This window comes from Sphingobium aquiterrae (assembly GCF_037154135.1).
GTDB classification, from domain to species: Bacteria; Pseudomonadota; Alphaproteobacteria; order Sphingomonadales; family Sphingomonadaceae; genus Sphingobium; species Sphingobium aquiterrae.
In genome coordinates, this window is sequence record NZ_JBANFL010000002.1 from 286,928 (window position 1) to 299,130 (window position 12,203).

General features: G+C 63.2%; 19 protein-coding genes. 14 read left to right on the forward strand and 5 right to left on the reverse strand.

The features are described from left to right. The first annotated feature begins 294 nt into the window (after positions 1-294). The 3 genes from WFP78_RS03625 to WFP78_RS03635 all read left to right on the forward strand — a co-directional run bounded on the left by WFP78_RS03625 (position 295) and on the right by WFP78_RS03635 (position 1,434). On the forward strand, positions 295-534 hold the full coding sequence (locus WFP78_RS03625) for a hypothetical protein (protein ID WP_336958719.1): 240 nt from the start codon (positions 295-297) through the stop codon (positions 532-534). Next, positions 534-782, forward strand: a complete 249-nt coding sequence (locus tag WFP78_RS03630) for a hypothetical protein (RefSeq protein ID WP_336958721.1) — start codon at positions 534-536, stop codon at positions 780-782. The genes WFP78_RS03625 and WFP78_RS03630 overlap by 1 nt, the downstream gene beginning before the upstream one ends. 190 nt (positions 783-972) lie before the next feature. After that, on the forward strand, positions 973-1,434 hold the full coding sequence (locus WFP78_RS03635; protein WP_336958723.1) for a hypothetical protein: 462 nt from the start codon (positions 973-975) through the stop codon (positions 1,432-1,434). A gap of 272 nt (positions 1,435-1,706) precedes the next feature. Here WFP78_RS03635 and WFP78_RS03640 read toward each other — a convergent pair whose 3' ends face one another. The 5 genes from WFP78_RS03640 to WFP78_RS03660 form a co-directional block, all read right to left on the reverse strand. After that, positions 1,707-2,369: a DUF2786 domain-containing protein gene (locus tag WFP78_RS03640; protein ID WP_336958725.1), complete on the reverse strand. Its 663-nt coding sequence runs from the start codon at positions 2,367-2,369 to the stop codon at positions 1,707-1,709. Then, positions 2,366-2,593, reverse strand: a complete 228-nt coding sequence (locus WFP78_RS03645; RefSeq protein WP_336958727.1) for a hypothetical protein — start codon at positions 2,591-2,593, stop codon at positions 2,366-2,368. Before WFP78_RS03645 ends, WFP78_RS03640 begins: the two co-directional genes overlap by 4 nt. After that, positions 2,586-3,023, reverse strand: a complete 438-nt coding sequence (locus tag WFP78_RS03650) for a hypothetical protein (RefSeq protein ID WP_336958729.1) — start codon at positions 3,021-3,023, stop codon at positions 2,586-2,588. The genes WFP78_RS03645 and WFP78_RS03650 overlap by 8 nt, the downstream gene beginning before the upstream one ends. A gap of 298 nt (positions 3,024-3,321) precedes the next feature. Then, entirely contained in the window at positions 3,322-5,211 is a 1,890-nt protein-coding gene (locus WFP78_RS03655) for a fimbrial protein (protein WP_336958731.1), read from the reverse strand. Further along, a complete protein-coding gene (locus WFP78_RS03660; RefSeq protein WP_336958733.1) occupies positions 5,211-5,564 on the reverse strand; it encodes a hypothetical protein in 354 nt (117 codons plus the stop codon). The genes WFP78_RS03655 and WFP78_RS03660 overlap by 1 nt, the downstream gene beginning before the upstream one ends. Positions 5,565-5,625: 61 nt before the next feature. Between WFP78_RS03660 and WFP78_RS03665 the strand changes: the two genes are divergently transcribed. The 11 genes from WFP78_RS03665 to WFP78_RS03715 all read left to right on the forward strand — a co-directional run bounded on the left by WFP78_RS03665 (position 5,626) and on the right by WFP78_RS03715 (position 12,175). Further along, positions 5,626-6,579: a hypothetical protein gene (locus WFP78_RS03665; protein WP_336958735.1), complete on the forward strand. Its 954-nt coding sequence runs from the start codon at positions 5,626-5,628 to the stop codon at positions 6,577-6,579. Positions 6,580-6,615: 36 nt separating this feature from the next. Beyond that, positions 6,616-6,951 carry a hypothetical protein gene (locus tag WFP78_RS03670; protein WP_336958737.1) on the forward strand — a complete coding sequence of 112 codons (336 nt, stop codon included), beginning with the start codon at positions 6,616-6,618 and terminating at the stop codon, positions 6,949-6,951. Positions 6,952-7,046: 95 nt separating this feature from the next. Beyond that, complete coding sequence (locus WFP78_RS03675) at positions 7,047-7,985, forward strand: major capsid protein (RefSeq protein ID WP_336958739.1); 939 nt, start codon at positions 7,047-7,049, stop codon at positions 7,983-7,985. Between the two features lie 76 nt (positions 7,986-8,061). Beyond that, positions 8,062-8,607, forward strand: coding sequence for a hypothetical protein (locus WFP78_RS03680; RefSeq protein ID WP_336958741.1), 546 nt, complete (start codon positions 8,062-8,064; stop codon positions 8,605-8,607). Further along, on the forward strand, positions 8,607-8,840 hold the full coding sequence (locus WFP78_RS03685) for a hypothetical protein (RefSeq protein WP_336958743.1): 234 nt from the start codon (positions 8,607-8,609) through the stop codon (positions 8,838-8,840). Before WFP78_RS03680 ends, WFP78_RS03685 begins: the two co-directional genes overlap by 1 nt. Next, entirely contained in the window at positions 8,837-9,568 is a 732-nt protein-coding gene (locus tag WFP78_RS03690; protein WP_336958745.1) for a DUF1320 domain-containing protein, read from the forward strand. The genes WFP78_RS03685 and WFP78_RS03690 overlap by 4 nt, the downstream gene beginning before the upstream one ends. Beyond that, entirely contained in the window at positions 9,568-10,077 is a 510-nt protein-coding gene (locus WFP78_RS03695) for a phage virion morphogenesis family protein (RefSeq protein ID WP_336958746.1), read from the forward strand. Before WFP78_RS03690 ends, WFP78_RS03695 begins: the two co-directional genes overlap by 1 nt. Then, positions 10,074-10,490 (forward strand): phage tail terminator protein, encoded by a 417-nt coding sequence (locus WFP78_RS03700; RefSeq protein ID WP_336958749.1) that lies wholly within the window; start codon positions 10,074-10,076, stop codon positions 10,488-10,490. Before WFP78_RS03695 ends, WFP78_RS03700 begins: the two co-directional genes overlap by 4 nt. Continuing rightward, positions 10,487-10,750, forward strand: coding sequence for a hypothetical protein (locus WFP78_RS03705; protein WP_336958750.1), 264 nt, complete (start codon positions 10,487-10,489; stop codon positions 10,748-10,750). Before WFP78_RS03700 ends, WFP78_RS03705 begins: the two co-directional genes overlap by 4 nt. Continuing rightward, a complete protein-coding gene (locus tag WFP78_RS03710; RefSeq protein WP_336958752.1) occupies positions 10,743-11,678 on the forward strand; it encodes a phage tail tube protein in 936 nt (311 codons plus the stop codon). The genes WFP78_RS03705 and WFP78_RS03710 overlap by 8 nt, the downstream gene beginning before the upstream one ends. Positions 11,679-11,782: 104 nt before the next feature. Further along, positions 11,783-12,175 (forward strand): hypothetical protein, encoded by a 393-nt coding sequence (locus WFP78_RS03715; protein ID WP_336958754.1) that lies wholly within the window; start codon positions 11,783-11,785, stop codon positions 12,173-12,175. The last annotated feature ends 28 nt before the right edge of the window (positions 12,176-12,203 follow it).

Sequence of the window (12,203 nt, forward strand, 5' to 3'; positions counted from 1 at the left end):
CGAGGCAAGGAGTGATCCTTGCGGTAGATGATGCATGGTGGCTTAGACATTACCCGCCCAATGCTGCAAAATGCGGGTGCGGTACGAGGCAGGTTAGTGATCGTGCAATGCGTCGTAATGGCTGGGAATTGATGCCGCCGCCTAACATGGAAGAGCGCGCGCTATTTGACCCAGGATACGACATCCATTGGGGTATCGTTTTTCCGATGCCAGATCCCGGCCTAGCCTTCTAGAGAATGTTCTCTATTTGTTCTATACGTCCTCCACCACCCGAGTCGTGATGGAGGATGAGCAATGCGTCATTTCGACCCCAATCAATGCACCGAAACCAAGCCGCCTTTCGGCCTTTGGCTGCTGGCCCAGATCAAGCGTGATGATGAGATCGGCATGCTGGCGCGGTGCATGCGGCTGGATGCAGAGTTTCCGTTCCACGGCGGTGTCCAGGACGTGTCGAAACGTCTGCAGGCGCTGGCGGCCGACCCGGAAATGCACCTCGCCCTGGAAGAGGCTGAGTTAGACTGGGCAGCGATCTGATGCGCAAGGTTTCTCGCGACGATCTGCGCATGGAGCTGAACATCGTCCTGATGACGATGCCCGGCTATCTCAAAACCCATATCCGCAAGATTGCCGGGCGCGATCTTTCCACCGAAAGGATCGTCGATATGCTTGTCGATCGGTTGGACAATGAAGGCAGCATGGTCGTCAGGACGGATATAATCGGCTTCAGCCACGATCAGCGCCCCGGCAAATGGGGCGTGGATGAGCCTGCGCCCGCGACATGAAGCGGGAGGACGTAATTCTCTACGTAGAGGCTGTGCTCCTGGGCGGTGTCATCCTGATCGGCCTGGGGCAGAGCATCTGGTCATGGTTCAGCTGACCAGATAGATCGTTACGGCTATCCAACATATTGCCAGCGGCTTATAGCGACCGGCGCGGGTGCATTGCGATGCCTGCGAATCTACAGGGGGTAGAATGAAAATCCATATTGCTTCCGTCATGGCCATGGTGGCCATGTCGTTGTCTGCGCCTGCCTATGCTGGCACGCTTCCCGCCAACACTCTGGTCGTCGTGACGCCCACGGCCGAAATCACGTCCAAGGTCGTGCGTGAGGGGGATGCCGTGGCATTCCAGGTCGTGAATGACGTCGTGGAAAACGGGGCTGTGATCGTCCCGCGCGGCACGCCGGTGAAGGGCACGGTCACATGGCGGACCGGCAAGGGCATCGTGGGGAAATCGGCGAAGTTCGAAGTGACGTTCAACTCAGTGAGCCTTAAGGGGCGTGACTGGCCGTTGAAGGGAACGATACGCCAGGAAGGACGCGGGAACACGGCCGGTGCCCTCCTGGGGTCAATGATCATCACGGGTCGGTCGGCCATCATGACACCAGGGCAATTGGTCAATTGCTTTACGGCGCAGGATATCGTCGTCGAATAAGAATAGCCTTACCGGCCCGACATCATCGTGGGGCCGGTAAGCTAGGCATAAGATTCTGAATTGACATAATTATTGCACTTGCGAAATGATAGTTAATGGCCATCATGTTAACGCGACCACGGCGGGATCGCGGGATTAGCCATAGGTGATCACGGTCATCGCCCAATGGGGATAAGGCGCTGGCTGCTATCTGTTTCCACTTCTGGGCGCAGTGGACTCCCCGACCTCAGTTGCCGGCCGTGGTCGCACCCTCGACTTGAGATGAATATGCGCTAGGTGGTCAGCACCGGCCTTGAAGCCGCCGCGCCCATGGGCTTGTTCAACTCTGCGCCACGTCCGCTTGCAACGCCGCTGAAATAGTCGTTCCCGGCGGTGCGGCTATCCACGCGCCCGGCATCGCGTGTCTCCACCGGCACGGTCCTGAAGCGCCCGGTGACATAATCCTGCAGCGCCTGGTCGTGATGCTCATGCGGATTGAGGGCGCTGATCTTGCGGCGGACGGTGCTTGCCCAGCCTTCGCAGAAGAGATCGGCCCGCGCCGTCTTCCTGCCCGGCCGGACACGCTTGAGCCGGGTGCGGGTATATTCCGTCCTGGCGCGCTTCAACTGGCGATGCAGTACCGCGAAGGCATAGGCGGCCAGTTCGGCCGATGGCGCCCGGCCGATGAACAGGAATTTCCCGGAGTGCAGGATCACTTCGCAGGGGATGGCCCTGGTTACGGCATCGAGCAGGATGCCTTCCCAGTTTGGCGGCCTGTGCGCGCCATTACCACGTGCGGTCGCTTTATCGAAAGCCACGTCGCCCTGGTCGATGCCATATTCGCGCATCAGCGCCTGCGCCTTGGCGAGCGCGGCGGCAGCCTCATGCTCATTGGCGCTTTTCGCCAGGGCGAGGCATTTCCTGATCTTGTTCAGGATCGCCTTGCGATCGGTCATGTCGTCGCTCCCAGGGGAAGGCCGAACTGCGCGGGCTGTGCCGGCGCGGGGGCCATCCCCCGCCGCGCGCGCTCGTCGTTGAAGTAGAAGAGCGCCCAATCCGGGCGCACGCGGTAGCGCCGGCCTTCCGCGATATGATCGAACCCGGCCAGATCGATATCAGGCCGGGCGATCAGTGCGGCGATGTAGCCGGTGAGGCCGCAAAGCCCCCGCCGGTCAGCCATGGCCGTGGTCCAGGAAGGCGCTGGTCAACAGGATGGCGCAGTAGCGTGGCCCGTTCTGGGGCTTCAGCACCTCGACCGGCCCGCGCTCGAATTCGGGGAAATGGGTGGCGAAGCGGCCGGCCGCCGATCGCGGGCCGATGGCGATGCGATACTGCCCGCCCGGTTTGCCCCTGGCGATGAACGTGCCGCCCTTGTCGACCTGCAGGGCCATCTTGCCGGCATCGTTCTCACTGCCCAGCAACAGGCGGATGGGGTGTTCCGGTTCGACCATGCCCAGCTGCTGCGCCAGCGTGGCACCGATCGCGATCAGGATATAGCCGCCGTCATTATGACCCTTCTTGGTGACGGGGCGCCAGCTGACGCGCATGCCATCATCACGCACCTTGGCCTTGCCAGCGGGGCCGACCCGCTCAATGTTGTTCCAAGCCATTTTCGTTTGCCTCTTGCTCTGATCGGGCAAGGTGGCCACCATGGCCTCCGCCCGTGCAAAAGGCGTACCGGACCCCGCAAATGGGGGGGGGTGTGCGCCAGTGGACAGTGTGTCCGCTGATCGTCATCGGCCATGCTGGCGCCGCACAGTGGTGAGGCGATTTTAAGGCCCATAGAGCGTGTTCAGGGTTTGCCCGCGCCCTTGGGTCATAAAACGCCATCGACCCACACGGGCAAGATGCCCCGCGCAAATTTCGGGCGGATCAAGGCCGGACGTTCGCCACCTTGTGCCGCCCTCGCTATATTTCGCGCAACAGTCCGGTGTTTGGCTCACGCCACAGCAGAACAGCATAGTCCCGGCCCAACTGCGTTGCCGCGGCCTTGAACCGGAATTTCCCGCCGGTGGCCAGCGACTGGTCTACCAGCTTGCTCGCTCCGTTGTCCTGGATGCGAACAAATGCACGGCCATTGGCAGGGATGGAGGTAATGTCGGTCACGTTCGTGCTGACGGTGTTGTTGAACACATAATGGACGCCGTTGTAATAAGCAGGCGCCGTGGCGGCCAGATTGTCAGAGATTGTGATCTCTTCGGCATCTTCGCTGTTGTAGACGCCCCATGTCCCGTCGGCAGCCTCGCTGACTATGCGATAATGGTTTTGTCCATTGGTGGGCACGCGGACCTGAGACTTGAAGCCGGCCGCCTGATAGGCTGTTGCCGCCGCCGTCGCCGTTACTGCGCCGCCAGTCCAGGTAACGGCTGCAGAGCCATTGGTTAGAGTGCCGGGCCGTGAAGAGCCGTCGCTGAACCGGAGCGTGTAGGTGGCGGTCGCTCCTGACCAATTTGCGGTCAGGGTGCCCGCCGTCGCCGCCACAAGCGCGGCAGTGAACGTGATGGGAGTGCCATAGCCGCGCGAGGATGTGCCATTGACCGAGCAACCCTTGCAGCCGTCGTTCATATAGACTGCATGGCGCTTGCTTGTGCTGGTATCTGCCAGGGTCACATGAACGCCGGTGCAGTCTGTCAGCGTCACGGCATCATACGTGCCTACCGGTAATGCGCCTGAGCCTAGAAGTTGGGTGTTGGCCCGCAACGACGTGACGATCGCTACGCCCGTCGTGCATCCCGTGGCAGTGAAGCTCTGCTGTGATGTATCGAGCGCCGTCACCTGGACATTGAAGCCGTCGACGTCGATGAGACGAACGGCCGTGCCACCCTTGTTTATCTGCGCAGGATTTCCTGCCGTCGTATCTGCAAGACGAGCAGTCTGAAAGGCAAGCCCCGCGGCGATATTGACTCCCGTATTTCGACCGCCGAAACCCCGACCGCAGACGATGATTCCATCGGCGGTGACGTTGCTGTTTTCCGTTAACGCGACACGCGCCTCAAATGAGTGGAAGCCAATTGCAGTAAGGGCATTGCCGCTCAAACGAAGCTGACCGCTGGCAAAAATGACTGTCCCCACAGTCATAAAGCCATCGCAGTCTTCCGCCCACATGCCGTAGCGACAGGATCCCGTCGTCTCGGTATTCATCAACTGGATGTCGCCATATGGAAAGCGGGACATGTCCGTCGCGGGATCGAACTTTCCGAGCCAATTGGTGTTGCCATGGTCCATGTCGGACATGATGACACGCTTGGTCCATTGCACCTTACCTGCAGGGCCTTCGCCAGCATAAACGATGGCGTTGATATTATAGCCCTTGCACTTTTCAATGCGGCAATCGAACACTCCGGTAACATCAATGCCATTGCGCGTCGAAGTCGTGCCACGCCCAGACGATGCTCCCGCCTTGTCCCGGAACATGATTTTCGAAAATTTTGTGCGAAGCACCGGGTCGTTATCACCAACTCTAGCCCGGGGGACAAACGCGCTGACGCCGGTGAACGCTGCGCGGATCCACACAACGGATCCATCCTTGCTGCGCCCTTCAAACTCCTGATTGTCATAATAGGTGATCGGCTGGGAGAGCAGGATTTCATCTGGCAGGAAGAAGGTGACACCGGCCGGATGAAGTGCCGGCGTGTAGGCATCGACGATAGCCTGGAGTCTCGCGGAGCTATCAACGGTGCTGCTGTTCACAACGCCCAGAATCGCCGGATAAACGATGCTGGGCCTGCGCGCGTCGAGCTTGGAGCTGAACAGGTCTTCCGAAAGCGCGAGTGCGCGCGCGGCATTGTCACGGGCCATTATTGCGACATCCGATAATTGATGGTGCCTGAGGTGAACGCGGTGCATTCAAGGCGGTAGATAACGCCGGCTTCTGGTTCGTCGTCAGAGAAGGTTCGGGGGGTGGTGGCCTGATAGATCTCCACCGGCCATTTGGTCAGCCACGTTGTTCCGCCATCAAAGCTGCGCTTGAGCGCCACGGTGCCGACGAAGGTTCCCCAGATTGAAATATTGAAATCCCGTTGGGTGGCGGGGTCGAAGATCGCGCTCTGCCCAATGGCGTTGAACGTGCCAGCAACTGTTTCTGTGGGCATGAAGCCTCCGGGGTTGAAATGCGTTTGAATGCCTGCCACCCATGGCCAGCGCCGCGTCATCGACTGACCGTCCACCCGCGCACCCCCAAAGGCCCATACGCCGCCGATTACTCCGGCCGGCATGGATCAGACGCCGCCCACCATCCGCATTTTCCGGCCCGGCACGTTCACCTCGAACGAAGGCACGGTCGTGTCGCTCAGCGATGCCGATCTGGCCGCGACTGCCGCCGCCTATGACCCGTCGGCCGATCCGGCGCCGCTCGTCATCGGTCATCCCGCCCTGGACGATCCCGCCTATGGCTGGGTGAAGGGCCTGACGGTCGATGGCGGTGAACTGGTGGCCGTGCCCGACCGCGTCGAGCCGGCATTCGCCGAAGCCGTGCGCGAAGGGCGCTACGCCAAGGTTTCCGCCCGTTTCTATCCCCCGGCCCACCCCGGCAATCCCAAGCCCGGCACATGGTATCTCAAGCATGTCGGCTTCCTGGGCGCCCACGCTCCCGGCGTGAAGGGTCTGGGCACCGTGTCGTTTGCCGAGGGCGGCGACGCGGGAACCATCACCATCGATTTCACCAAACCCGAGGAAAAATCAGTGAAAGAACAGACCGATCTGGCCAGCTTCGCCGCGCGCGAGGTTGAACTGGCGCGCCGTGAAGAGGTGCTCAAGGCTGGGGAGAAGGCCATCGCCGACAAGGCAAAGGCCGATGCCCATGCCTCCAATGTCAGCTTTGCCGAGGGCCTCGTGAAGGCCGTGACGCTGGCGCCCAAGGGCAAGGCGCTTGTCGTCGGCCTGCTCGACCATCTGGATGCGACCGCCGTCGTTTCCTTCGGTGAGGCCGGCGACCTTACGCCCAACACCGCGCTGCGCCAGCTGCTGGAAGGGGGCGAGCCGCTGGTGTCCCTCGGCGAATTCGGCGCCAAGCCGAAGGAGGATGCGAAGGTGTTCGCCAGCTTCGCCGCGCCGGCCGGGTACGAGGTCAGCGAGGCCCAGGCCGATCTCTACGCCCGCGCCAAGGCGATCCAGGCCGAAAACCCCGACCTTGAATGGATGGCGGCGGTCCGCCGCGCCCAGGGCTGATCCCGCTTTCTCCTCGCCACAGACAGGACCATTTCCATGCAATCTTCCCCCGCTTTCAAGATGACGGCCGTTGCTTCGGCCGCAGTTCTCGCCGCCCGCTTCGTGGGCATGTTCACCGGCGCGCATTGTGCAGCCGGCGCCAAGGCGCAGGGCATCGCCAACTATCCCGCCGCTGTGGATGAAGCGTTCGCCGTCACGGTGCTCGGCACCGAGGTGGTCGAGAGCGGCGGCGCCTATGCCGCTGGTGTTGCCCTCAAATCCGATGCCACAGGCCGGGCGATCGCGCAGGCCGGGGCGGGTGAAATCGTGGCCTGGTCCAGGACCGCCGTCGCGGCGGCCGGTGTGATGAACGAGGTGCTGCTGGCGCTCTGACGCGCCGGTGCCCTGCCCAGGGAGGCGGCCTGACTGCAACAGGCGGCGCAACGGCCTCCCCCAGCCTTTCCGACTTTTGACCCAAGGAACATCCTATGACCGGAACCCAGCCCAGCCTTGCGCAGGTGCGCATCGTTGACCCCATCCTTTCCGACCATGCACGCGGTTACAGCAATGCCGACATGGTCGGCGGCGTCCTGTTTCCCACCGTCGACATGCCGACCCGTGGCGCGAAGCGGATCGAATTCGGCCGCGACGCCTTTCGCCGCCGCCAGACCCGCCGCGCGCCCGGCACGCCGATCGCGCGCATGACCGTGGGCAACGAGGGCAAGCCCGTGATGCTCCACCAGGAAGCGCTGCAGGCCGTCACCCCGACGGAATATCAGGAAGATGCTCGGATCACGCCCGGCCTCGATCTCCAGCGGGAGAGCGTCGACGTGGTGCTGGCTGTCATTGCCCTGGAAAGGGAAATTCAGCAGGCCAACGTCGCGCGGAATGCGGCGGCCTATTCGGCAAGCAACAAGGAAGCGCTCACCGTCGATGACAAGTGGAATGACCCGGACAGCGATCCGCTGACCCAGGTCAATGATGCGAGCGAGGTGATCCGCAAGCGGACAGGCCGCAAGCCCAACACCTTGCTTTTGCCCGGCGGGGTGGGGGCTGCCTTGAAAGTTCATCCGAAGATCCTGGATCATTTCAAGTACACCACCAGCGCCAGCGTCACCATGGAGATGCTGCGCGCCTATTTCGATCTGCCCACGGTCGTCTCGGGCGACGCGATCTACGATGTCGACGATGCGACCAGCGTCGACGTCTGGGGCAATGACGTGATCCTGGCCTATGTCCCGCCCGCCGGTCAGCGCAACATGCGCTTGCCCAGCTATGGCTACACCTACCAGCTGCGCGGCCACCCGGCTGTCGGTCAGGTCGAGTGGGACAAGGACGTCCTGTCCCATACCAACAACGTCATCGACGAATTCTCGGCTGAACTGGTCGGCGCCGACGCCGGCTTCCTGTTCCAGGGCGCAATCTGATCCTGCGCCTGGACGGCGGGAGGCGCTGCCCTGTGCCTCCCGCCGCACTTCCCCTCTTCCACTGAAAGGCCAGCGCATGCCGAACTACAAAGTCCTGACGTCGATCCGTGGCCTGTTGCCACGCAAGCGGCGCCTCCCGGTTGGCGTGATTATCGCCGTCGACGAATATCGCGTGCTCGATCTGATCGATATCGCCGCGCTCGAACTGACGACGGCGCCGGCCGACATCGTGATCGACGGCGAAGGCGCGGGTGTGAGCCCGATGGCCAGCATCGTGGCGATGGTCGATGACGGCGTGGTCTCTGCCGAAGATCGCGCCGCTGTGCGCGAGGCGCTGGCTGATTACGGCGCGATCGTTTTCTTTCCCGATGAAATGGTGCTTGCAGAAGAGGGTGCGCCTCCCGAAGGCTGTGTCCTCGCTACCGACCGGGAAGCATTGGTCGCCGCCCTTCAGGCGCTGCCCGTGCTGGCCCTCGCTGACTCCGCCGCGCCTGTCGCCCATTTTGCGCAGTCGGATGGTCAGGTCATAGAGGCGCTGCAGGCCAATGCGGAGGCCACAATCACGCTTCCTGCAGAACCGACACCCACCGCGAAGAAGCGGCCGGCGAAGGTGTCGGCGTGATGATGGCAGTGCTCTGGATCGCAGCGGGCGTGATGCCGCTCGCGCTTATGCTCATGGTCGGCGGACTGCTGTTCGCTGCCGGAGTGCTCGTCGCCGTCGACCCGGCATCGCCGCGCTTATGTTGGGCAGGCTGGGCCTTCAAGCTCGGCTTCGGGTTGTTCTGCCTGTCGCTGGTGCTGATCGAGGTGGCGGCCGTCGCTTCCTTCATCGACATTTCCAGGGGTGTTGCATGAGCCTTTCAACGCTCCTGAAACAGCCCGCCGAAGTGCTGCATCAGGCGATGGAATTCAGCGGCCTGTTGACGATCACGGCGCTGCTGTCGATCGACGTGCAGGCGCGCGGGCTGGTGCCGGCCGCGCCCGCCCTGGTCGTGGAGGGCAGCATCTTTGCGGATGCCCTTACGCTTGTCCTTTCGGGGGGCGGCGATGGTGAGAGCTATCTGGTGACAGTGCGGGTCGAGGACGCCGCTGGCCAGGAAGTGGAGAGCGAGCTGGAGGTGGCCGTCATCGATGCGGCCTGGACCATGCCGGACGGGGGCGCTCCCTATCTCACCATCGTCGAATTCGTGAAGCATTTCGGCCTGCCCGAGACGATCCGCATGACCGATCCGAGCGGCACCGGCCGCATCGATCGCGATTACCTGGTCTCCGCCCTGGTGGCGGCGCAGGCGACGGTAGAGCTGCACCTGTCCGGCCGTTATGCCTTGCCGCTGCCTCAGCCCGTGCCCCAGTCCATCAAGACGTTCATCGCCGATCTGGCCCGCCCCAGGCTCTACCCCAATGGTGCGCCGGATGGTGTGGGCGACCAGGCCAAGGCAGCGCAGCGGATGCTGGAGCGCATCCAGTCCGGTGCGATGAAGCTGCCGGCCGAGGAAGTGCCGGTCAGCGTCGTCAGCGATACGCCGGTGCTGATCTCCCCCGGCGTGCGTGCCTATCCCGATAATCTGCGGGGCTATTGCTGATGGCCGGCGGGCTCGACATCACGATCAGCCTTGGCGACGAGCTGGAGCGCGCGCTGGGGCGAGCGATCGAAAAGGGCGACGATCTTACGCGGCCCATGGCGGCGATCGCCGAAGCGCTGGAAGTTGGCGCGCATCAGCATTTTGAGACCGAGAGCGATCCCATGGGCGTGCCGTGGAAGCCGCGCCGCGACAATAGTGATCCTGGCCGCAAGATTCTGTCGCTATCGAGGGCGCTAGAGCAGGCGATTGTGCGGGAATTTGGCCGTGACTTTGCTCAGGTCGGCGTCCTGCGCACGGCCGGTCCGGCCCGCTATGCCCGCATCCATAATGAGGGCGGCACCATCCGGCCGAAGCACAAAAAGGCATTGTCCTTTGCTGGCCGCCTCGTCGCGAAGGTGGTGATGCCCAAGCGCCAGTATCTGGGCTGGGGCAATTTCGAGCGCGAAGAGACGATCGACATCCTGACCGACCATCTGCGTCATCTGTTCGACGAAGGCGCGGCGGCATGATCGCGATCGGACCCATTGTCGAGCGCCTGCAGGCGGCCGGCTGCAAGTCGGTCGAAGGCGTGGTGGAGTTTGCCGACCGCACGATCGAGCCCCGCGCTCTGCCCGCCCATTTCGTCGTGCCGACCAATGAGAGCGCGGCGCCGAACCGGATGACGGGCGTGGTCGATCAGAAGATCACCGTCGGTTTCACGATCATGCTGGCGATCGCGGCCGGCCGTAGCACCGGCGCCATCAGCGAGGCTCTGAAGACCGAGGGCGACAGGATCAAGGCGGCGATCGTGGGGTGGAAGCATCCCGGCGCCACCGGGCCGACCGAATATGCAGGCGGGCAGTTGGTGTCCACCGACGCACGGGTAATCGCATGGGCCTTCCGGTTCACCTGTTCCTACCACCTCAGAAAGGAAACGCAATGAGCGGCGACGCTCCCGAGAAAAGTCAGGCTCAGCCGACCGCGCCGCGCCCCGTCGACGCCATGGGCCGCGAGCTGGACCAATGGGGCCTGCCGCTCAACGGCCCGGCCCGCGCCCGCGCGCTCGCCGCGCTGCAGAAGCCCGATCCGAACATCGTGCCCGAAGCCTGGGCGGAAAAGGCATCGTCGGGCGTGAAGCCAGGCGTGGTGAAGGCGGCCCGCGCTGTGGTGCTGGGTATCGAAACGGAGAAGAATGATGGTTGATGCCGTCAAGGTCGTCCTGGCCAAGAAGGAAGCCACCTATGGCACGGACAGCGCACCGGGCGCCGCCAATGCGGTGCTGACCCGCAACTATTCGGGCAAGCCGGTCGATGTGGACCGGCTCGATCGCAATCTCGACCAGCGCATCTATGGCGCGCTCGCCAGTGTGCCGAGCAACGAACGCCGGCCCATATCCTATGAGGTCGAGATGGCGGGTTCCGGCGATGCCGGCACGGCGCCCGCCTGGATGGAGCTGCTGGAAGCCTGCGGTCTGGCAGCGGCGACGCTGACGGCCGACACGGATGCCGTCCAGCAGTTCGCACTGCCCAGCGCCACGCCCAGCTCGCTGACCCAGCATGATTATGTCGGCGACCAGCGGCGCAAGGGCGTGGGCTATGTCGGCAGTTTCACGGTCGATTTCACGGCCGGCGCCTACCCCTTTTTCAGCTTCAGCTGGCTTGGCCTGGTCCCGGCGGCCACGCCGTTCGACAAGAGCGCTCCGCCGGTGACGGACCTGTCCCGCTGGATCGAGCCGGTCGAGGTCAACGACGTCAACACCGAGTTTCTGTTGGACGGCTTCGTGCCCCGCGTGCGCAGTTGGCGCGGCGATGCCGGCGTCACCACCGCCGTTCGCAGCCTGATCGGCTCCCGCTATGTCCGGCGCGGCAACCATGCCTTCACATCGACCGCCGTGATCGAAGCGCCCGACATCGCGACCAAGGATTATATCCAGCGGCTGCGCGTCGGGTCGGTGGTGGAATGGGAAATGACCCATGGCCTGGTTGCCGGCAACATCATCGAACTGGCCACGCCGAAGGTCCAGATCACGGACATCACGGAGAGCGAAGAGGATGACATCCTCATGTGGACGATCGCCATGACCCACACGGTCGAGGGCGGATCGCCCGACCTCATCATCACCGCGAGATAAAGGGCCGAGAGCCGCTGATCGGGGTCCGACCCATCAGCGGCGAGCCTGCATCAGGGGCGGCCGGTCGCGACGCGGTCGCCCCACCTTTCACGAAGGATCAGAGCATGTTCAAGGTAGTGGCCCAGCAGCGCGCATGGTGGCCCATCACATTCGCCGGCGTTACCGAGGAAGGGGTGGTTGTCGAAAACAGGTTCGACGTGCGTTTCACCATCCTGGACGAAGACGAAAATGACGCCTTCATGGCCGACGCCGCTTCGCTGCTCGGCAACAACGTCCCGGAGAAATGGAAGGGCAAGCCCTCGACCCATGTGATGGCCGAGTTCGTCCAGCGGATCGCCTGCGATTGGCGCGGTGTGGCGGAAGAGAATGACGATCCCATCAAGTTCACCGAGGAAAACCTGCGCCGGGTGATGCGCGTGCCCAACGCCTTCAAGGGCGTGATGGCGGGCTATGTCGCTTGCCGTTCCGGCCGCGCCGAGGCCCGCGCGGGAAACTGAGGGCCGCTGCCCGTGCCTGGGCGACAGG

Excerpts from the sequence above, each read along its gene's own strand:
- WFP78_RS03660 (WP_336958733.1), bottom strand. The coding sequence starts at position 5,564 with ATGACGCGGCGCTGGCCATGGGTGGCAGGCATTCAAACGCATTTCAAC.
- WFP78_RS03715 (WP_336958754.1), top strand. The coding sequence starts at position 11,783 with ATGTTCAAGGTAGTGGCCCAGCAGCGCGCATGGTGGCCCATCACATTC.
- WFP78_RS03680 (WP_336958741.1), top strand. The coding sequence starts at position 8,062 with ATGCCGAACTACAAAGTCCTGACGTCGATCCGTGGCCTGTTGCCACGC.
- WFP78_RS03650 (WP_336958729.1), bottom strand. The coding sequence starts at position 3,023 with ATGGCTTGGAACAACATTGAGCGGGTCGGCCCCGCTGGCAAGGCCAAG.
- WFP78_RS03630 (WP_336958721.1), top strand. The coding sequence starts at position 534 with ATGCGCAAGGTTTCTCGCGACGATCTGCGCATGGAGCTGAACATCGTC.
- WFP78_RS03695 (WP_336958746.1), top strand. The coding sequence starts at position 9,568 with ATGGCCGGCGGGCTCGACATCACGATCAGCCTTGGCGACGAGCTGGAG.
- WFP78_RS03655 (WP_336958731.1), bottom strand. The coding sequence starts at position 5,211 with ATGGCCCGTGACAATGCCGCGCGCGCACTCGCGCTTTCGGAAGACCTG.
- WFP78_RS03635 (WP_336958723.1), top strand. The coding sequence starts at position 973 with ATGAAAATCCATATTGCTTCCGTCATGGCCATGGTGGCCATGTCGTTG.
- WFP78_RS03670 (WP_336958737.1), top strand. The coding sequence starts at position 6,616 with ATGCAATCTTCCCCCGCTTTCAAGATGACGGCCGTTGCTTCGGCCGCA.
- WFP78_RS03700 (WP_336958749.1), top strand. The coding sequence starts at position 10,074 with ATGATCGCGATCGGACCCATTGTCGAGCGCCTGCAGGCGGCCGGCTGC.
- WFP78_RS03705 (WP_336958750.1), top strand. The coding sequence starts at position 10,487 with ATGAGCGGCGACGCTCCCGAGAAAAGTCAGGCTCAGCCGACCGCGCCG.
- WFP78_RS03640 (WP_336958725.1), bottom strand. The coding sequence starts at position 2,369 with ATGACCGATCGCAAGGCGATCCTGAACAAGATCAGGAAATGCCTCGCC.
- WFP78_RS03690 (WP_336958745.1), top strand. The coding sequence starts at position 8,837 with ATGAGCCTTTCAACGCTCCTGAAACAGCCCGCCGAAGTGCTGCATCAG.
- WFP78_RS03625 (WP_336958719.1), top strand. The coding sequence starts at position 295 with ATGCGTCATTTCGACCCCAATCAATGCACCGAAACCAAGCCGCCTTTC.
- WFP78_RS03675 (WP_336958739.1), top strand. The coding sequence starts at position 7,047 with ATGACCGGAACCCAGCCCAGCCTTGCGCAGGTGCGCATCGTTGACCCC.
- WFP78_RS03645 (WP_336958727.1), bottom strand. The coding sequence starts at position 2,593 with ATGGCTGACCGGCGGGGGCTTTGCGGCCTCACCGGCTACATCGCCGCA.
- WFP78_RS03710 (WP_336958752.1), top strand. The coding sequence starts at position 10,743 with ATGGTTGATGCCGTCAAGGTCGTCCTGGCCAAGAAGGAAGCCACCTAT.
- WFP78_RS03685 (WP_336958743.1), top strand. The coding sequence starts at position 8,607 with ATGATGGCAGTGCTCTGGATCGCAGCGGGCGTGATGCCGCTCGCGCTT.
- WFP78_RS03665 (WP_336958735.1), top strand. The coding sequence starts at position 5,626 with ATGGATCAGACGCCGCCCACCATCCGCATTTTCCGGCCCGGCACGTTC.